Source organism: Aeromonas sp. PrichA-15, assembly GCF_017939245.1.
GTDB classification, from domain to species: Bacteria; Pseudomonadota; Gammaproteobacteria; order Enterobacterales; family Aeromonadaceae; genus Aeromonas; species Aeromonas caviae.
In genome coordinates this window covers 1-19,349 of record NZ_JAGKRH010000075.1, presented here as the reverse complement: position 1 = coordinate 19,349, position 19,349 = coordinate 1, and the positions used below count along the sequence as shown (strand labels likewise).

Sequence of the window (19,349 nt, the reverse complement as noted above, 5' to 3'; positions counted from 1 at the left end):
GCCGACATCACGGCGGGCAAGGTGGGTTACGAGTTTGACCGTCCGGCGGACGGGGTGACGCTGACCGTGACCGCCACCATCGTGGACGCGGCGGGCAACGTCTCGCTGCCGGGCAGCGACAGCGCCACCATGGGCGACACCACCGCCACTGCGGCACCGACCGTGGTTATCGTGGATGATGCCAACAACGACCAGATGCTGACCAAGGCCGAGATTGGCAATGATCAGATCCAGGTACGCGCCGGGATCAATCACGCAGACCTGGTTGCGGGCGGCAAGGTGACGCTGACCATCAACAATGGTGGGGTGAACAGCACTGTCCAGTTGACGCTCAAGGCCGATGGCACCCTGCTGGCAAGCAATGGCAAGAGCTACGGCTATCAGAATGGCACCATCAGCTGGACGGAGACGACCCCGGCCAACGGCAAGTCGTTGACGGTGACGGCGACCCAGACCGACAAGGCGGGCAACGTCTCCCTGCCGGGCAGCGACAACGCGCAGATCCTGAATGAAGCGCCGGAGACTGCGAACAAGCAGGCAAACGGTCAGGAAGATGCCGCCAGCATCGCCATTCCGACCCTCAGTGGCAGCGACATCGATGGCAACGTGGTGAGTTTCACCATCAAGAGCTTGCCTGCCAACGGCATCCTCTATCTGAACGGGGTGGCTGTGACGGTGGATCAGAGCATTGCGGTGGTGGACGCCGGCAAGCTCACCTTTACTCCGAATGCGAACTGGAACGGCAACACCACCTTCAACTATGCGGCGGTAGACAACGATGGCGCCGTGGATGCGAGTCCCGCAACCGTGACCATCAAGGTGGATGCGGTCAACGATCTGCCGACGCTGACCATCTCCAATGGGGCTGTCGTCTCCGAAGAGGGTCTGGCAAACGGTATTGCCGACACGGTCGGCAACCCGGATACCACCAATGCCATCAAGGCGTCCGGTACCCTCTCGGTGGGCGACATCGACAGCAGCACGCTCAGCATCTCCCTGAACGGACCGGCCGGGCTGACGTCCGGTGGGGCCAAGGTCCAGTGGAGCTGGGATGCGGGCAGCAAGACGCTGGTCGGCTACACGGGGGCGATTGGCGGCGCCGATTACAAGGCGGTGGTTGAGGTCAAGCTGACGGCACCCAATGCCAGCGGCAAGGGAGAGTGGACCTATGACGTGACCCTCAAGGGCCCCCTCGACCACGGGGATACGACCTCGGAAGACAAGTTGTCGTTCCAGCTGGACGTGGAGGTCTCCGATGGCAGCGGCGTCTCCAAGGGCAAGCTGGATGTCAGCGTCGAGGACGACTCCCCCATTGCTGGCAACAGTGATGCCGTTTCCGTGGTGAAGACCGATATTCCGAATGTGCTGACCGGGCTCTTCGACCTGACCAAGTACAGTGGCAACCAGAGCACCCTGAACATGGCGGGCTTTACCATCAGCGCCCTGGGCTTCAAGTCGGCAACCGATTCCTCACTGGTAACGGCGGATGTCAACGGCTCCAGCTCGGGGCTGGGGGTAGCCAGCGGTGCTGCGCCTTACCACAACCTCGCCAACGAGATTGACTTCCGTCACTTTGCTGACGGATCGTCCGCCTCCGAGCAGCTGATCGTCAGGCTGGATGCGGGCAAGGTTGCCTACGGCGCCAACATCAAGTTCAGTAAGATGTTTGGCGGCGAGCTGGAGAGCGGGGTCGTGGAGTTCTATCGCGGTGGTGTTCTGATCAGCACTCTGGTATTCAACTCCAACGCATCGGGTGGGGAGTTCAACCAGAACTTCCAGGTGCAGCAGGGTGGCTTCGATACCATGGTGATCAAGGCGACCAACAACGGCAACACCAATACCTCCGACAACAGCGACTTCACCGTACAGAGCATCGAGTTCCTCGGTGCCAACACGGCGCAGGCCATCGCCTATGGTTCCGGCACCGTGACCCCGCAGTGGGGGGCGGACGGCAAGGGCTCCATCGGGCTGGTGCTGGACCCGGCGACCTTCGAGAATGGTCTGCGGACGGCTTCCGGCTCAGCCATCGCCATCACCGCCAGCGGGGCCAATACCCTGCTCGGGAAGGATGCGGGCGGCAACCTCGTCTTCAAGCTGGAGTTCACGCCAGCCACCGGCAAGTGGGAGTTCTTCCAGTACCAGCGCATGTCCAAACCCCTGGGTGATGGTGACATCGACTTCCAGATCCGGGTGGTGGATGGTGACGGTGACGCCAGCATTGGCTCCTTCGCCACCAAGCCTCTCTTCACGCCGCTGGTTCAGGGTGTCTCCAGCGAGAGCGTGACTGAAGGGGGCAACCTGTTGCACAAGGTCACCTTGTCCGATGCGACCCAGGAAGCGACCGAATACGATTTCGCCATTCGCGGATCGGGCAACAACCCCGCCTCCAACCAGGACTGGGGCAATGCCCAGTTCAGCAACGGCGTGACCTACAACAGCACCACCGGCAAGATCACGGTACCGGCGGGCGTGACAGACTTCACGGTGACCATCCCGACGGTGAACGATCGTCTGGTCGAGACGAACGAGACCCTCTCGGTGACCATCGGTGGTCAGAGCGGGACCGGTACCATAGTGGACAATGATCGGGCGCCGACGGCGGCTGGCGGCCACAGCGCCGGTGCCGAAGATCAGCCCCAGGTCCTGACCTGGGCCCAGTTTGGTGCCAGCGATGATCAGGCCGCTTCTGACCTGAGCGTGCAGATCAACAGCCTGCCGCTGAACGGCAAGCTGGAGTACCTGAACGCAGCCGGCCAGTGGATTGCGGTGAAGGTGGGGGATCTTGTCTCCTACGCCGATATCGACAGCGGCCACCTGCGCTTCGTGCCAGGCCTCAACGAGTCGAGCACCAATGCCAGCAACGGCAATGGCCTCGTGACCGGCAACCTGCAGGGCGATTACGCCAGCTTTGGTTACCAGATCAGCGACGGCGCCAACCTGAGCAACAGCGGCAAGCTGGTGATCGATATCACGGCGGTCGCGGACAAGCCGGTGGTCGACATCAGCCTGACGGGTAACGGCGTCCCGCTTTATACCCAGTACCCGTCGTCCGGCATCTCCACCGGGGCGTTCCAGAGCGGCAACTTCAACAAGGGCAACTTTGGCATCAGCAGCAGCTTTACCGACAGCACCACGACCCAGGACAGCGTGGTGGGGACCAGCGGCAACGACTACATCGTCAGCGTGAAGGGGGGTGGCGATTACTTCGTCGGCGGCGCGGGCAATGATGTATTGGTCGGCGGTAACTCCACCTCCGGCGATACCCTCGACGGCGGCACCGGCAACGACATCCTGGTGGCCGGACTGGGTGGCGACACCCTGTTTGGCGGTACCGGGACTGACCTGGCCGTCCTGATGGGCTCGCGTGCCAACTATGTCATCGAGCGCAGAAGTGACGGCGGTTTCAACTTCCTGGTGAAGGAGAACGGCGTCACCATCAGCAAGTCGCTCTACGACATCGAGCTGGTGCAGTTTGATGACGGCATCTACCAGTTCAACCAGACCGACGGCACCCTGACGGCGGTACAGCCGAGCGTGGTGGATTACCCGCTCGAGATCAGCGCTTCCCTGACCGACCGGGATGGCAGCGAGCAGTTCGACAGCCTGGTGCTGACCGGCATGCCGACGGGGTCGACCCTCTATCAAGGCTCCACCGTGCTCGGCACCGTGGGGGCCGATGGCAAGCTGACGCTGACCGGTCTGTGGAACCAGAGCGCGCTGGACGTCAAGCTGACCGGTCTGACCCTGCGGGTACCGGGCAGCAGTGCCGGCCAGTTCGACCTCAAGGTAGAAGCCATCGCCAAGGAAGTGGCGACCGATCAGACCAGCAGTGCATCGGATCAGGATTCGATCCGCATGAGCTACTTCCTCTCTACCGAAGGGGAGCCGGGCGATCAGAACCGCACCTATGGCAACGAGCACAATATCGTGGTCGGGGATCTGGATGGCAGCGTGGTACTGCCGGGCCAGAACTACAACATCGCCTTTATGGTCGACAGCTCGGGCAGTATCGGCACCAGCGCCATGAATACCATCAAGAGCCAGCTGGCTCAGGTGTTCTCCAGCCTCAAGGCGAGCGCCGGCACCGATGGGGCCGGGAAGGTCAACATCTTCCTGGTGGACTTCGACACCATGGCCAACAAGTCGGTCAGCGTGAACCTGAAGGACAGCAACGCTCTGAGCCAGCTACAAGCCATTCTCGACAGCATGGATGGCAGCACCAACAGCGGCGGTGGTACCAACTACGAGGATGTGTTCAAGACCACGGCCAACTGGTTCAACAGCTCGACCGTACAGGGTAATACCAATGCCAAGAACCTGACCTACTTCATTACCGATGGTAAGCCGACTTACTATCTCAGTAGTGAGGGCAGCAATCCGCTGATCGATGACTATCCGAATGATTCTCGTGATGTCTATCTCAGTCAGCTGTTGCAGAACGGCTATGTTCCCGGCCAAGTCTACAAGAGCAGCGGATATACCATTATCGATGCTCAAGGGGCGGTTTATAAAGTTGATACCAAGGGGGATTCAACCAAGATCGGCTATATGCGCCCTGATGGTCTGGGTGGTTATACCTACTCGACATTGGATGGTGATGGCCGTAATACCACCAATACTACGATTACGAACTCGGTTGCCGGCTTTGGCTTGCTGACGGGCATGGGGGTCACGGTGGAGGCGATCGGACTGGGGGCCAACATCTCCTACAACGATCTCAAGTCCTACGACTCTGACGGCGTCATCATGACCGGTGTCAACGCCAGCGACCTGGCCAACGCCATCCTGGGTACCTCGGTGAACAACCTGCCGGGCCGCGACCGGATCGACGGCGGTGCCGGTGACGACATCCTGTTCGGGGATGCCATCCACTTCGCCGGCATCAACGGTGAAGGCTACGCGGCCATCAAGCAGTATGTGGCCGGTAAGCTGAGTGCAGGCTCGGTGACCGATGCCCAGGTGCACGCCTACATCACGGATCATGCCAGCGAGTTCGATCAGTCGTCGGCCAATGACAAGGGTGACACCCTCCTCGGCGGTGATGGCAATGACATCCTGTTCGGTCAGGGGGGCGATGACTTCCTGTACGGCGGTGCCGGCAACGACACCCTGTTCGGTGGTAGCGGCAACGACACCCTCTATGGGGAGAGCGGCAACGATCGCCTCTATGGTGGCAGTGGCAACGACACCCTCTATGGCGGTACCGGCAACGACATCTTGAGCGGCGGACTGGGCAACGACATCCTGATCGGGGGGGCCGGCAACGACATCCTCATGGGGGATGCAGGTGCCGATACCTTCACCTGGCTGAAGGGGGATACCGAGGCTGGCAAGGTGGCCAAGGACTACATCGTCGATTTCAGCAAGTCGGAAGGGGACAAGCTGGATCTGAGCGACTTGCTCGACAGTGATGGCAGCAAGAGCGAGAGCTCCTTGAAGAGCCTGCTCTCGGTGTTCCAGGACAGCGAAGGGGTGCACCTGCAGGTCAAGGAGAGCAGTGCGGCGCCGGTGACTCAGGAGATAGTGCTGATGAACCACACCTTCGACTCCCTGACGGGCGGTTCAGGGACGACTGCCAACCAGGTGATCGATTTCATGTTGCAAAACAACATGTTGGATATCAACAAGTAACAGCCAAGCGGGCTGGACAAAAGCGGCAGAGCAATCTGCCGCTTTTTTTATGGGGGGATTTTTGGGTGGATGGGCGCAGACGAGGGGGAGGGCAATGCAAGATGAAGGTGAAAAAAGGGCGCCCTTCAAGAGAAGGGCGCCCGGGGTAGACGGGATGATTGCCAGAGGATCAGGCGTTGACTCCTGCCAGGCGGGAGCCGCGCTGGAAGCAGTTGGCCAGCAGCAGCAAGGTGGTGACACCGACGGTACCGAGCACCAGCCAGGGCAACCAGGGTTGCCCCTGGGCCATGGCGTAGTCGTGCAGGGCGCCGCCCCCCACGTAACCCGTCATACCTCCGAGCGCCAGTCCCAGTCGGCTGAAGCCCATGTAGCTGCCCCGCGCCCCCGGTTGTGCCAGCTTGGTCATCAGGGTTTCCCGCGCCGGCTCGGCGATGACGATGCCGAGATAGAAGCAGGCGAGCAGCAGGAAGACGGCGGGCAAGGTGGTGGCAAAGGCCACCAGCCCGATCCCCGTGGTCATCAGCAGCACCCCCGCCATCAGGCGGTTCTCCAGCTTGAAGTGGCGCTCGCCGAACCGGGCAAGGGGGTAGAGCAGGGCCAGGGAGATGGCCGTCTCCAGGGTGTACATCCAGCCCACCGCTGTGGTGCTGCCTGCCATCTGTTTGACCAGGATGGGGAAGATCAGCATGACCTGCACCCAGAGCGCGTAGTAGCCGCTCAAGATCAGCACCAGTCGGCAGAAGGCCTTGTCCGCCAGCACCTGGCCGAGGCCGTCCCGGATCGGCGTCGGACGCACCGAAAGCTTGTAGGGGGGCAGGATCAGCAGGTTGCACAGGGCGGCGCAGACGAACAGGCCGGCACCCAGCAGGCAGACATATTCAAAATCGAAGTTGAGCAGCCAGCTGCCGAGCAGGGCTCCCACCACGGCGCCGGCGCTCTCCAGCATCATCAGCAGGGAGATGTAGCGACCCCGCTCCCGTGGCCGGGTGAACTTGATCACCAGAGCGGCGCGGGGGGGATCGAACAGGCAGCCACCCAGCCCCGAGATGATGCAGGAGAGGATCAGCTCCAATCCGCTCTGGGCATAGGCCAGGCTGGCAAACCCCAGCGCCCGCAGCAGCATGCCGCAGACGATGAGGGGGCGCGCCCCGAACTTGTCGGCGAGGGAGCCGCCAAAGACCCCCAGCCCTTGCTGGGTAAGCTGACGCAGCCCCAGTGCCAGTCCGACCACACCGGCGGCCCAGCCCAGTTGGTCGACGAAGCGCAGGCTGATCATGGGCATCACCACGAAGAAGCCTAGGATCACCAGCAGGGAATCCAATGCCAAGAACCACCGCCCCAACCGCCTCGCCCGATCCACCATGACCCTGATACCTCTGTTTGCTTCGCTGATATTGTTGTCTTTCTTGCCCGAACGGCGCCGTCACCAAACAGAGCCAAGGAGGATGACAACTCCCTGGCTCGGTGGCGTTCAGCCGATTCATGACGATTGATGCTGCTATTCTGGTGGGGCTCCAGATATAGTGGTAGCCGACAACTGGCTATATTTCATATTGGATTTGGTTATGGCTATGACCCTCGACGATTTGCAACTGCTGCTGGATGTGGCCAACCGTGGCAGCTTCAGCAAGGTGGCCGCCATTCGCGGCTGGTCACAACCCATGGTGAGCCAGCGCATTGCCGTGCTGGAGCAGGAGCTGGGTCAGTCCCTGTTCCGTCGCCATCGTCGGGGGGCCACCCCGACCCCGGCCTGCGAGCAGTTTCTGCCTGCCGCGACTGCGGCCCTGAGCGCACTGGAAGGGGGGCGGCTGGCGATGCAGGGGGCGCCTGCATTGCCGCGGATCCGGCTTTCCTGCCTCCCCTCCCTGACCACGGCGGTGTTCGGCCCCCTGCTGCTGGCCCTGGTGGACGAGACCTTCGAGATCCGCTGCAACACGGATCACTCTGGCATCATCATGCAGGAGTTGCTGACCGGCGAGACCGACGTGGGCTTCATTCTCAAGTGCCCTGCCATCGCGGGCATCCAGCTCGAACTGCTTTACCGTTCCCCGATCATCGCCGTGGCCTGCGCCACCCACCCGCTGGCCGGGCGGCAAGGGCTGACCCTGCAGGACATTGCCAACGAGCGGCTGGCGCCCCAGCAGTGGGGGACGGGCTGCGACGAGCTGATCCTGCAGTTGCGTTTGCTGCGCCAGGTGGCGAGCCCGCTGCACGCCATCCAGCCAGCGAGTGCGGCGCGGGAGCTGGCGCTGGAGCACGGCTTCATCACCCTGATGCCGGCGCTCGCCATCACCCGGGATCTGGAGTTCGGTCGCCTGGTGAAGCTGGACGTGGTGGATCTGCCACCGGATCACTGGGATGTGATGATGGCCTGGCGCAGCGGCAAGCGCCCCAATCCCGCCAAGGAGCGGGTGCTGGAGGCGGCCCGTACCCTGGCCCGGCGCTGGTCGGGCAAGCGGACATAAAAAAGCGCCGGACCAGGCCGGCGCTCTTCGCTAATTCCCCTTGATGCCCGCTCAGACTCAGTAGCTGGCCTTGAGGGTGACGCCGGAGAAGGCGCTGAACCCGCTCAGCTGCACGTGCCAGGTCCCCGCCTTGGGGGCGTTCAGGGTACAGGTTTCGGCATTGCCGCTCTTGTAGGGGCGGCAGTCATAGCTGCTGGCGGTCGGCGCGCTGCCGAACTTCACGTAGAGATCCGCATCCCCGCTGCCGCCGCTGCTGGTCACCACCAGCTGGCTTCTGCCGGCGGGCACCTCGACGGTGAAGTTCAGCTTGCCCCCCTTGTCGGCGGTGAGATTGCTCACCGGTACCCCGTTTTGCAGCACGCTGCCCGGTTGGGGCGTGGTGCCGCCGCAGGTGGCATTGACCCCGACGGCGGTGAAGGCGGCTGCCACGTCGCTCACGCTGTAGCCGAGATCCGTGGCGGCCCTGGTCACCCCGCACGCCCCCTGATCGAAGGTGGTGTTGGGGCCCCAGTAGAGGCGGTTGGCCAGCACGAACACCTCGAACGCCTTGCGGGTTTGCCAGCCGCTGGTGTTGGCCAGCAGGTAGAAGGCGCGGTTGTAGACCCCGGAACTGTGGTGCACGTCGATGCCGTCATAGTAATCGCTGGCGTGGCCGATGGACTTGCCGTCCCGGGCCGGGTCCTCGAAGTAGCGCAAGGAGCCGTTGCCCTTGAAGATCTGGGCCCCCACCAGCCAGTCGTTGCTGCCCTTCATGTAGTATTCGGCCGCTTCCCCCGCCATGTCGGAGAAGGCCTCGTTGATGCCGCCGGACTGACCGGAGTAGACCAGTCCTGAGTTCTGCTCGGTGAAGCCATGGCTCACCTCGTGGGCCGCCACATCCAGGCTCACCAGCGGATAGAAGGTGGTGGCCCCGTCGCCGAAGGTCATCTGGCTGCCGTCCCAGAAGGCGTTCTCGTAGTTGCGGCTGTAGTGCACCCGCATCTTGAGCTTGAAGCTCAGCGGCGCCGTGTTGTACCAGTTGCGGTACATGTCGAACACCACGTTGCCGAAGTAGTGGGCATCGTTGAGAGGGGAATAGGCACCGTTGATCTCCTTGACCGTGTTCTCCGGGCAGGTGAACTGGTGGATGGTGCCCCCCGTGGTGCCGTGATTCATGTTGAGGGTGTCCACGTTGGTCCCCGTCATGCGGCAGTTGTCATCCACCTGGAGGGGGCCAAAGTCGGCGCCGTAGAAATACTTGCCTGTCTTGACGTTGCCCCCCGGGCCGGTAGCGTCCTTGTGGTTGATCCCCTCCCAGCGTTTGAGCTCGCTGCCGGTCTGGGCGTCGATCATCACGAAGGGACGGCTCGGTTCCTTGCTGGCGGCGAGCCAGGAGACCAGATAGACCAGTCTGGCCTGGCCGGTCTCATCCTGCATCACGAACAGCTTGACCTGTTCGTTGCTCCCCTTGGCACCGCTGCGAGCCTGGCGTGCGGCGTCGCTGGCGGAGAGGGCAACGGCCGGGCCCGTCAGGTCGGCATCGATCTTGCGCAGCATGGTGCCGGACACCTGATTGACCTGGCCCCCCAGCGCCTGATCGGCCACCAGGACCTGGCCCCACACCGGAATCCCCTGCCAGGTCTGCTCATAGCGTATCCGCTGCTGGCCATTGGGCAGCGTCACCGCCCGCACCTTGCGAAACTCGCCATCCCCGGCGCCAAGGGCGCCAATCTTGGCGGCGCCGCTCACCGCACCGGTCAGGTCGGAGACCTGGTTCACTTCCACCTGTTCTGCCGCCATGGCGGCGCTTCCCCAGCAGGCCAGCATGACGGCCAAATAGACTTTGTTCATCTCGTCTTTCCTTAGTCGATGAAGATTACACGCCGGGTCCGTTGCCCGGCGCTCTTACACTAGTGGGAAGGGGGAAAATAACGGCCTGTCATTTGTCACAGGGCAGCGAAAACAGGTAGCACGATTCACTTTTACAGCGTCAATCATCCATAAATGCTGGTAATGGCAGCGTGTTGAACCGCTGTGAGGGGTGATTGATGACCTTGGGGTCAAGGTGCCCGCATGGGGATCGCCATATGGGGGTTGCCAGCGGGGAAGCCGGTTGAAAAGTCCTTGGCAAACAAGGGATTGATTGACTACATTGGCTCCCATGACGGCAGATGGCCGGAGTGGAACCGGGGAGGAGTGGCGATGTTTTCATGGCAACTGGATGACGAGCTGGCGCTCCTGTTCCTGCAACCCGACATGGCCAGCGAGCTGTTTCGCCTCTGCCAGCGCAACCGCGACTACCTCTCCCAGTGGCTGCCCTGGGTGCCCCACATCCAGCAGCCCGCCGACAGCGCCACCTTCATTCGCCACGCCATCGAGAAGTTTGCCCGGGGGGAGGGGCTGACCACGGCCATCGAGTATCAGGGGGAGGTGGTCGGCGTCATCGGTTACAACCAGATCGATCAGGATCTCGGCAAGGTGGCCATCGGCTACTGGCTGGCGGAGCGCTGGCAGGGGCACGGCATCATCACCCGGGCCTGCCAGGCCCTGATCCATCACGCCTTCGAGGAGATGGGGATGGAGAAGGTGGAGATCAGCGCCGCCCTCGAGAACGAGGCGAGCCGAGCCGTGTGCGAGCGGCTGGGAATGACCCAGGAGGGGATGACCCGGCGGGCGGAGCGGCTGGCGGACAGGGTGGTGGATCATGTGCACTACGGCCTGCTGCGGGACGAGTGGCTGAGGCTGAGGGATCTCTGATGACCTTCCTGTCCGCTTCCAACCTCCTGAGGGTGAGATGACGACGCTGCCCCACATTGCCACCCCCCGTACCCGGCTGACCGTGCTGACCCCGGAGCGGGCCTGCCTGATGGTGGATTTCTATCTGCGCAATCGCGCCCACCTGTCCCCCTGGGAGCCCAGGCGGGAGGAGAGCTTCTACACCCTGGCCCACTGGCAGACCCGCTTGCGCGACGGTTACGGCCACTATTTCGAGGGCAGTGCCGTGCAACTGGTAGCGCTCGATCCCAGGGGGGAGCGGGTGCTCGCCACCTGCAATTTCACGAACATTGTGATGGGTATGTTCAAGGCGTGCCACCTGGGCTATGCCATCGACAAGGAGCACGAGGGGCAGGGCCTGATGCAGGAGGTGGTGGCCGCCGGCATCGATCACCTGTTCCGGGAGCGGGGCCTGCATCGCATCATGGCCAGCTACATGCCCGCGAACCTGCGAAGCGGCGCGCTCCTCGAACGGCTGGGGTTCGAGCAGGAGGGGTACGCTCGGGACTATCTGATGATCAACGGCCGCTGGGAGGACCACGTCCTCACCGCGCTCATCAACCCCGCTGGCTAGCAGAGCCGTTGTCGAAAGGGGGGCTGGCGGGTGACCGCCATCGCTTTTTCACTGCAAGATCGCACTATCTGTACGCCTCTCATACCCCTGGGGATAAAAGCGTGTAAAATTGCGCCCTGAATTTTCCCGGCCGGCAGACGCAGGCCGCGACTCCATACATGCAAGGCAGACATTGTGACAGAAGTAGATAGATTCGCGGACATTCGCCCCTATCGCGATGAAGAAGTGCCGGCTGCCATCGAGCGGCTGATCCAGGATGACGAGTTTATCGGCGCCATCGCCAAATACCGCTTCGGTTCCCTGATGAGCTGGCTGGGCTGGGCCATTCGCCCGCTGATCCGCCAGTTCCTGCGCCACAAGTGGGCCAAGGTCAGCACCATCCATCAGGTACAGATGGGGGTGACCCGCTACATGACCCGGATGATCGCCACCTCCACCCAGGGAGTGAGCTTCTCCGGGCTCGAACACCTCAAGAAGGAGCAGGGCTACCTGTTCGTCTCCAACCACAGGGACATCGCCATGGATCCGGCGTTCGTCAACTGGGGGCTGCACACCCATGGTTTCGATACCGTGCGCATCGCCATCGGCGACAACCTGCTGCGCAAGCCCTGCGCCACCGAGCTGATGAAGCTCAACAAGAGCTTCATCGTCAAGCGCTCCGCCAAGGGGCCGCGGGAGATGATGAAGGCCCTCGGCGAGCTGTCGGCCTACATCGGCCAGTCGGTGCATGAGGGGCACTCCATCTGGATCGCCCAGAAGGAGGGGCGCGCCAAGGACGGGGATGACAAGACGGATCCGGCCATCCTCAAGATGTTCTACGTGGACGGCAAGAAGCAGAAGATCGAGTTCGTCGACTACATGCGCAGCCTCAACATCGTGCCGGTGAGCATCAGCTACGAGCTGGATCCCACCGACAAGGCCAAGGCGCGCGAGCTCTACGAGAAGTCGGTCAACGGCAGCTACGAGAAGGGCGAATTCGAGGACATCGAGAGTATCGTCGCGGGCATCGTCGGCCAGAAGGGGCGGGTACATGTCTCCTTCGGCGCCCCCATCACCGAGGGCTTCAGCGATCCAGACGAGCTGGCGGCGCTCATCGACAAGGCGATCTGGAGCAGCTATCGCCTCTTCCCAGGCAACTACCTCGCGGCGGATGTGCCCGGCAAGGCCAGCACCATAGAGCAGAGTGCCTTCCTGACTCGTCAGTCCGAGGTGCCACAAGAGCACAAGGCCATCTGGCGCGCCATGTACGCCAAGCCGGTGGAAAACGCCGGCAAGGTTTGAATGGCACCGCTTTTGAGCGGGTGATGGAAAAAATACGGGAGCAGATGCTCCCGTTTTTGCGTCTGGTCAAAGTCGGGGGAGATTGGGTAGTGAATAATATTGTTTCAACTGGTACGATCATCGGGTAAATGGGCGAGTATCTCTTGGCAGGGGCGGACGAGTATGCAACAGTGACTCGGCGCCATCGGCTTGGAAGCGACAGCGCCCCCGTCTGCACGGATGGCAGACGAGACGATAAAAGGACCTTTAATGGTCCTTTTTCATTGGTGCACAAAGATAGACCACAGATATACCTAAGGATGCGAACCTCATGATCACCGGCAGTCTGGATACCTTGCAACGCACCCCCTTGCCCGCCCCCCTGAACCGTATCGTGGCCGAGGTGGTGCAAAGCGTCGAACGCTGGCTGCACGCCCCCCTCGGCAAGCAGGAGGTCGACGGCCTCACGCTGTTCTGCCTGGTGAGCGAGGATCTGACAGAGCCGGTGGCGGATCGCCGGGGCGAGTTTCATGAGCAGTATCTGGACATCCAGCTGCTGCTGCGCGGCGAGGAGTGGATCGGCGTGGGCCCTCACGCCTACAGCCGGGACGGTGCTGACCATCCTCACCCCGATCTCTGGTTCGTCGATGACGAGCAGACCAGTTATCTGGCGTTGCAGCCCGGCGACTTCGCCATCTTCTGGCCGGGAGAACTGCATCGCCCCCTCTGTACCCTGACGACCCCAGGTCCGGTCAAGAAGCTGGTCGTCAAGGTTCACCAGTCGCTGCTGACCTGCGCCTGAGTGGCAACCGGGGCCTGGAGTCCCGAGTGATTGGGCCAACAGAGGCCCGTTGCGAATCGCTGATTCGACGCGCGCGCCAGACGAACGGTCTGCGCCCAACGATTTGAAAAATTGGACGCACCCTCCTGCGACCATAAGCCCCCGGCAGGGGAATCCCATCCATCGCTGGATGACACGACACTGTCGGCGTAAAGCCGAAGCACAGGAAGATGTAGAACATGAGCAAGTTGGTATTGATCCTTAACTGCGGTAGCTCTTCCCTGAAATTTGCCGTAATGGACGCTGAAACGGGCGAGGACATGCTGTCCGGCCTGGCCGAATGCTTCAATCTGGATGACGCACGTATCAAATGGAAACTCCACGGGGTCAAGGGCGACGCCATGCTGGGCGCCGGTGCTGCGCACCAGGAAGCCCTCGACCACATCGTGGGCCACATCCTGCCCCAGGATCCCGCCTTGGCCGATCAGCTGGTCGCCATCGGCCATCGCATCGTGCACGGCGGTGAGCAGTTCTCCCGCTCCGTGCGCATCGATGACGGCGTGATTGCCGGCATCGAGGCCGCCATTCCGTTCGCCCCCCTGCACAACCCGGCGCACCTCATCGGCATCCGTGCCGCCCTCAAGGTGTTCCCGGCCCTGGCCGACAAGAACGTGGCCGTGTTCGACACCGCCTTCCACCAGACCCTGCCAGAGGAAGCCTACCTCTACGCGCTGCCCTACAAGCTCTATCGCGAGAACGGCATCCGTCGTTACGGCGCCCACGGCACCTCCCACCGCTTCATCGCCGAAGAGACCGCCAAGGCGCTGGGCAAACCGCTCCATGAGCTCAACATCATCAACTGCCACCTGGGCAACGGTGCCTCCGTCTGCGCCATCAAGAACGGCGAGTCCGTCGACACCTCCATGGGGCTGACCCCGCTGGAAGGGCTGGCGATGGGCACTCGCTCCGGTGACATCGACCCTGCCATCGTCTTCTTCATGCACGACAACCTGGATTACAGCGTGGACAAGATCAACCAGGTGCTGACCCGCGAATCCGGCCTGCTGGGCATGACCGAGGAGAGCAGCGACTGCCGTTACGTCACCACCAACTACGCTATCGATGCCGGTGCCAAGCGGGCGCTGGATGTCTTCACCTATCGCGTTGCCAAGTACGTCGGTGCCTATGCTGCCGCCATGGATGGTCGCCTGGACGCCCTGGTGTTCACCGGCGGCATCGGCGAGAACGCCGCCATGGTGCGCGAGATGGTGCTGGCCCGACTGGCCCTGCTCGGCTTCAAGATCGACAAGGAGGCCAACAACGCAGCCGTACTGGGCGGTGAAGGCCCCATCACCGTCGAAGGCAGCCGTCTGGCCCTGGTGATGCCCACCAACGAAGAGCTGGTGATCGCCCGTGATGCCCTGAGCCTGGTCGGCTAAGGCACCCTCTGGTGACGACAACGCCCGGCCCCTGCCGGGCGTTGTCGTTTCGGCAATAGTGATCGGCCTGTCATTTGACATGGGGGACCAGATGCGTACCCTGACCGCTGTGTGATATTGCGGAGGTAACGATGAAAGAGATGTTTTTCAACTGGTTGTCAGGCCTGGGGGTCGATGTGACCCCCATGATGGCCCTGGTGATTGCCCTGGGGTTCATCGTGCTGACCGCCATGGTGCTGCACCTGGTGCTGCACCGCATCCTGCTGGTGCGCCTGGTGGGGCTGCTTGGCAAGACCAAGCAGATGTGGCTGCCGCCCCAGTTGCAGCAGCGCCTCTTCTACCGGCTCGCCTTCGTGTTCCAGGGCGCCGTACTGCTCGGTCAGGCGGAGATCTGGCTGCCCAAAGCGTCCGAGAGCCTGGCGCTTATCGAGTTGCTGGCCCAGCTCTGGATCCTGCTGTTCCTGCTGCTGGCCCTGTTCGCCCTGCTCGACTGCCTGCTCTCCCTGAGCCGGCATACCCGGCTTGGGCGGGATCTGCCCCTGCGCGGCATCTTCCAGGGGGTGAAACTGGTGGCCAGCATCCTGGTGGGCATCCTGATGATCGCCCTGCTGCTCGGCAAGTCGCCCCTCTTCCTGTTCAGCGGCCTGGGGGCCATGACCGCGGTCCTGATGCTGGTGTTCAAGGACCCCATCCTCGGCCTGGTGGCGGGTATCCAGCTCTCCGCCAACCGCATGCTGAGCGTCGGTGACTGGTTGCAGATGGACAAGTACGGGGCGGACGGCGAGGTGACCGACATCGGCCTCACCACGGTCAAGGTGTCGAACTGGGACAAGACCATCACCACCATCCCTACCTATGCCCTCATCTCCGACTCCTTCAAGAACTGGCAGGGGATGACCGAATCCGGCGGGCGCCGCATCAAGCGCAGCGTCAACATTGACATGACCAGCGTGCGCTTCCTCACCTCGCAGGAGCAGTTGCAGCTCAAGCAGGCCAGGTTGCTGGCGCCCTACCTCAGCCGCAAGGAGCAGGAGCTCAGCAGCTACAACCAGCAGCTCAGCGATGCCATCAGCTGCCCCATCAATGGTCGCCACCTCACCAACCTCGGCACCCTGCGCGCCTATCTGGACGCCTACCTGCGGGCTCATGCGGGCATTCGCAAGGACATGACCCTGATGGTGCGCCAGTTGGCACCGACCACGGACGGCCTGCCGCTGGAGATCTACTGCTTCACGGCGACCACCGCCTGGGCCGAGTATGAAGGGATACAGGCTGATATTTTCGACCACATATTTGCGATAATTGAGCAATTCCATCTGCGTTTTCATCAGTCGCCAACCGGTTATGACATGCACAGTTGGAAAAACGGCTGATCCCGCTTATGACAAGGTGCCGCGGCGCAGCGCGGCACCGTATTTAATCACCGACCCGTCAGCACGTGGCGGTTGAAATTTGCATGGCAGAGGAGAAAAATGGCGGCCTTCTCTTCGCCCCGGGCGCGCCCGTCGCCTCCGCGCTGGCCAGAGTGCTGAACCACCCCCTTTATCACAGGAAAGTTATGAAGCTCCTCCACAACACGGCGGCCGCACTGTGCTGCTCCCTGATCCTGGCCGCCATGCCCGCCCTCGCCATCGAATATGCCCTGCCCGCAGCCAACAGCCGCCTGGTGGGGGAGAACCTGGACTACGTGGTGTCCCCGGAAGAGGCGGGCCAACCCCTGGAAGCGGCAGCGGCCAGATTCCAGCTCGGCTTGACCAACATGCTGGAAGCCAACCCCAAGGCAGACCCCCTGCTGCTGCAGGCGGGCGAGAAGCTGGTGGTGCCGCATCAGCTGATCCTGCCGGATGCCCCCCGTGAAGGCATCGTGCTGAACGTCGCCGAGATGCGCCTCTACTACTACCCCAAAGGCAAGAAGGTGGTGGAAGTGCTGCCGATTGGCATCGGCCAGCTCGGCACCGACACCCCGGAAGACTGGGTGACCAGCGTGCAGCGCAAGAAGGCGGGCCCGACCTGGACCCCGACCGCGAAGATGCACGCCGAGTACGCCGCCCGTGGCGAGACCCTGCCCGCGGTCTGGCCGGCCGGTCCGGACAACCCCATGGGGCTGTTCGCGCTCTACATCGGCAAGATGTACGCCATCCACGGCACCAACGCCCAGTTCGGCATCGGCCTGCGGGTGAGCCACGGCTGCGTGCGTCTGCGCAACGACGACATCGAATACCTGTTCAAGCAGGTCCCGGTCGGTACCCGCGTCCAGTTCGTGAACCAGCCCATCAAGGCCTCTGTCGAGCCGGATGGCCGCCGCTACCTGGAAGTGCACCAGCCCCTCTCCCGCAACCAGGAGGAGTTCAACTCCAGCCTGCCGGCCCCGCTGCCCATGTCCACCGCCGTGACCCGCTTCATCGCCCACGCGGACAGCGACTCCCAGCTGGTCAAGCAAGCCCTGGAGCAGCGCAGCGGCATGCCCATCGCCATCAACCGCTGATCCCGCCCGTCGGTATCCCGAGCCCCGGCCACTGTCGGGGCTTTTTTATGGCGCGGGGGAGGGGATCATCAGGGTAAACCCTTGGCAGAGCGGGATAAAATCCGGCCTTATTGCAATTGAGTGGTTGCTTGGTTAGGTGTTAAACGTTTTCCATGTGTTTTTTATTTGTTAAAAGTGGTTGTGGTCCGGCGATCTGCTGATTACTCTAGGCCGGTTTTTTTAAGGAAGAGTCCGTCGCAAGAACGGGCACAGACGTCACATAACGGAGTTTTGAATGACAGCTAGCACCCCCATGCTCATCACCTTTCTGGTGTACATCCTCGGGATGGTGTTGATCGGCTTCATCGCCTATCGCGCCACCCGTAACTTTGACGACTACATTCTCGGCGGCCGCCGGATGGGGAGCTGGGTGACCGCCCTCTCCGCCGGTGCCTCCGACATGAGTGGCTGGCTCTTGATGGGCTTGCCAGGCGCCGTCTTCATCGGCGGCATCTCCGAGAGCTGGATCGCCATCGGCCTCATCATCGGCGCCTACTTCAACTGGCGCTGGGTGGCCGGTCGGCTGCGGGTTCACACCGAGAAGAACCGCAACGCCCTGACCCTGCCGGACTACTTCACCTACCGCTTCGAGGACAAGAGCCGGGTGCTGCGCATCCTCTCCGCCCTGGTGATCCTGCTGTTCTTCACCATCTACTGCGCCTCCGGCGTGGTGGCCGGTGCCCGCCTGTTCGAGAGCACCTTCGGCATGAGCTATGACACCGCCCTCTGGGTCGGCGCCGCAGCCACCATCACCTACACCTTCTTCGGCGGCTTCCTCGCGGTGAGCTGGACCGATACCGTGCAGGCCACCCTGATGATCTTCGCCCTCATCCTCACCCCGGTGTTCGTCATCATCGCCGTGGGCGGCATCGACACCGCCATGGTGCAGGTGGCGGCGCAGAACGCCAGCAACCTCGACATGTTCAAGAACCTGGACTTCATCGCCATCATCTCCCTGATGGCCTGGGGCCTGGGCTACTTCGGCCAGCCCCACATCCTGGCGCGCTTCATGGCGGCGGACTCCCACCACTCCATGGCCAGCGCCCGTCGCATCAGCATGACCTGGATGGTGCTTTGCCTGGGCGGCGCCGTGGCCATCGGTTTCTTCGGCCTCTCCTACTTCTCCACCTTCACCGAGCAGGCGGGCGGCGTGACCACCAACCCGGAGCGCGTCTTCATCGAGCTCTCCAAGATCCTGTTCAACCCCTGGATTGCCGGCGTGCTGCTCTCCGCCATCCTGGCGGCGGTGATGAGTACCCTCAGTTGCCAGCTGCTGGTCTGCTCCAGCGCCATCACCGAGGATCTCTACAAGCCCTTCCTGCGCAAGAACGCCTCCCAGAAAGAGCTGGTGTGGGTTGGCCGCGCCATGGTGCTGCTCATATCCCTCATCGCCATCGCCGTGGCCGTGAACCCGGAGAACCGGGTGCTGGGGCTGGTAAGCTACGCCTGGGCCGGCTTCGGTGCCGCCTTCGGTCCCGTGGTGCTGTTCTCCGTGCTCTGGTCCCGCATGACCCGCAACGGCGCCCTGGCGGGCATGCTGACCGGTGCCCTGACCGTCATCATCTGGAAGCAGTTCGGCTGGCTGGGTCTGTACGAAATCATCCCGGGCTTCCTGTTTGCTACCCTGGCTATCGTGCTGTTCAGCCTGTTGGACAAGGCCCCCTCCAAGGCCATGCAGGATCGCTTCGCAGAAGCCGAGCAGGAGTTCCAGAGCCCTATGGCAGACGCCATCGCGGCAAAATAACCCCCGCCTCGACGACAAAAGCCCCGCAACTGCGCAATGCTGTTCACTTAAGCGGAGCCGCATTGCGATTTACCGGAAAACGGGTCTTTGATATCTTCACCGCCCTGGGTCTCGATGGCCTGGGGCGTTTTTCTATGAACATGACGCCTATGCAGCCCCGCAACTCCGCCAACCTCC

12 protein-coding genes are annotated in these 19,349 nt (G+C 62.5%); 10 read left to right on the top strand and 2 right to left on the bottom strand.

All coding sequences use genetic code 11. The features are described from left to right. Positions 1 to 21: 21 nt before the first annotated feature. Positions 22 to 5,631 (top strand): type I secretion C-terminal target domain-containing protein, encoded by a 5,610-nt coding sequence (locus J9889_RS11865; protein WP_349237008.1) that lies wholly within the window; start codon positions 22 to 24, stop codon positions 5,629 to 5,631. Between the two features lie 169 nt (positions 5,632 to 5,800). Here J9889_RS11865 and mdtH read toward each other — a convergent pair whose 3' ends face one another. Next, positions 5,801 to 6,994 (bottom strand): multidrug efflux MFS transporter MdtH, encoded by a 1,194-nt coding sequence (gene mdtH / locus J9889_RS11860; RefSeq protein WP_029314794.1) that lies wholly within the window; start codon positions 6,992 to 6,994, stop codon positions 5,801 to 5,803. Between the two features lie 202 nt (positions 6,995 to 7,196). Here mdtH and J9889_RS11855 point away from each other — a divergent pair, with 202 nt between their 5' ends. Continuing rightward, complete coding sequence (locus J9889_RS11855; RefSeq protein ID WP_029314793.1) at positions 7,197 to 8,096, top strand: LysR family transcriptional regulator; 900 nt, start codon at positions 7,197 to 7,199, stop codon at positions 8,094 to 8,096. Positions 8,097 to 8,153: 57 nt separating this feature from the next. On the opposite strand, the gene J9889_RS11850 is transcribed toward J9889_RS11855, so the two are convergent. Continuing rightward, entirely contained in the window at positions 8,154 to 9,926 is a 1,773-nt protein-coding gene (locus J9889_RS11850) for a M4 family metallopeptidase (protein ID WP_210556793.1), read from the bottom strand. Positions 9,927 to 10,277: 351 nt separating this feature from the next. Here J9889_RS11850 and J9889_RS11845 point away from each other — a divergent pair, with 351 nt between their 5' ends. From J9889_RS11845 to putP, 8 genes are all read left to right on the top strand, one after another. Beyond that, positions 10,278 to 10,832: a GNAT family protein gene (locus J9889_RS11845; protein WP_128296719.1), complete on the top strand. Its 555-nt coding sequence runs from the start codon at positions 10,278 to 10,280 to the stop codon at positions 10,830 to 10,832. A 37-nt stretch (positions 10,833 to 10,869) separates the two neighbouring features. Further along, positions 10,870 to 11,424 (top strand): GNAT family N-acetyltransferase, encoded by a 555-nt coding sequence (locus J9889_RS11840; RefSeq protein WP_041212415.1) that lies wholly within the window; start codon positions 10,870 to 10,872, stop codon positions 11,422 to 11,424. 174 nt (positions 11,425 to 11,598) lie between these two features. Continuing rightward, positions 11,599 to 12,705, top strand: coding sequence for a 1-acyl-sn-glycerol-3-phosphate acyltransferase (locus J9889_RS11835; protein WP_010675527.1), 1,107 nt, complete (start codon positions 11,599 to 11,601; stop codon positions 12,703 to 12,705). A 310-nt stretch (positions 12,706 to 13,015) separates the two neighbouring features. Next, complete coding sequence (locus J9889_RS11830) at positions 13,016 to 13,486, top strand: YhcH/YjgK/YiaL family protein (protein WP_210556791.1); 471 nt, start codon at positions 13,016 to 13,018, stop codon at positions 13,484 to 13,486. 218 nt (positions 13,487 to 13,704) lie between these two features. Beyond that, complete coding sequence (locus J9889_RS11825) at positions 13,705 to 14,904, top strand: acetate kinase (RefSeq protein WP_210556789.1); 1,200 nt, start codon at positions 13,705 to 13,707, stop codon at positions 14,902 to 14,904. Between the two features lie 131 nt (positions 14,905 to 15,035). Then, on the top strand, positions 15,036 to 16,277 hold the full coding sequence (locus tag J9889_RS11820; protein WP_210556787.1) for a mechanosensitive ion channel domain-containing protein: 1,242 nt from the start codon (positions 15,036 to 15,038) through the stop codon (positions 16,275 to 16,277). A gap of 185 nt (positions 16,278 to 16,462) precedes the next feature. Further along, positions 16,463 to 17,389, top strand: a complete 927-nt coding sequence (locus J9889_RS11815) for a L,D-transpeptidase family protein (protein WP_010675523.1) — start codon at positions 16,463 to 16,465, stop codon at positions 17,387 to 17,389. A gap of 274 nt (positions 17,390 to 17,663) precedes the next feature. After that, the gene (gene putP / locus J9889_RS11810; RefSeq protein ID WP_210556774.1) at positions 17,664 to 19,172 is read left to right on the top strand and encodes a sodium/proline symporter PutP; all 1,509 of its coding nucleotides are present in this window, start codon (positions 17,664 to 17,666) and stop codon (positions 19,170 to 19,172) included. Positions 19,173 to 19,349: the final 177 nt, after the last annotated feature.

Bases quoted from the DNA above. Each gene is read 5' to 3' on its own strand.
- mdtH (WP_029314794.1), bottom strand. From the start codon at position 6,994: ATGGTGGATCGGGCGAGGCGGTTGGGGCGGTGGTTCTTGGCATTGGAT.
- J9889_RS11855 (WP_029314793.1), top strand. From the start codon at position 7,197: ATGGCTATGACCCTCGACGATTTGCAACTGCTGCTGGATGTGGCCAAC.
- J9889_RS11850 (WP_210556793.1), bottom strand. From the start codon at position 9,926: ATGAACAAAGTCTATTTGGCCGTCATGCTGGCCTGCTGGGGAAGCGCC.
- J9889_RS11845 (WP_128296719.1), top strand. From the start codon at position 10,278: ATGTTTTCATGGCAACTGGATGACGAGCTGGCGCTCCTGTTCCTGCAA.
- J9889_RS11840 (WP_041212415.1), top strand. From the start codon at position 10,870: ATGACGACGCTGCCCCACATTGCCACCCCCCGTACCCGGCTGACCGTG.
- J9889_RS11830 (WP_210556791.1), top strand. From the start codon at position 13,016: ATGATCACCGGCAGTCTGGATACCTTGCAACGCACCCCCTTGCCCGCC.
- J9889_RS11825 (WP_210556789.1), top strand. From the start codon at position 13,705: ATGAGCAAGTTGGTATTGATCCTTAACTGCGGTAGCTCTTCCCTGAAA.
- J9889_RS11820 (WP_210556787.1), top strand. From the start codon at position 15,036: ATGAAAGAGATGTTTTTCAACTGGTTGTCAGGCCTGGGGGTCGATGTG.
- J9889_RS11815 (WP_010675523.1), top strand. From the start codon at position 16,463: ATGAAGCTCCTCCACAACACGGCGGCCGCACTGTGCTGCTCCCTGATC.
- putP (WP_210556774.1), top strand. From the start codon at position 17,664: ATGACAGCTAGCACCCCCATGCTCATCACCTTTCTGGTGTACATCCTC.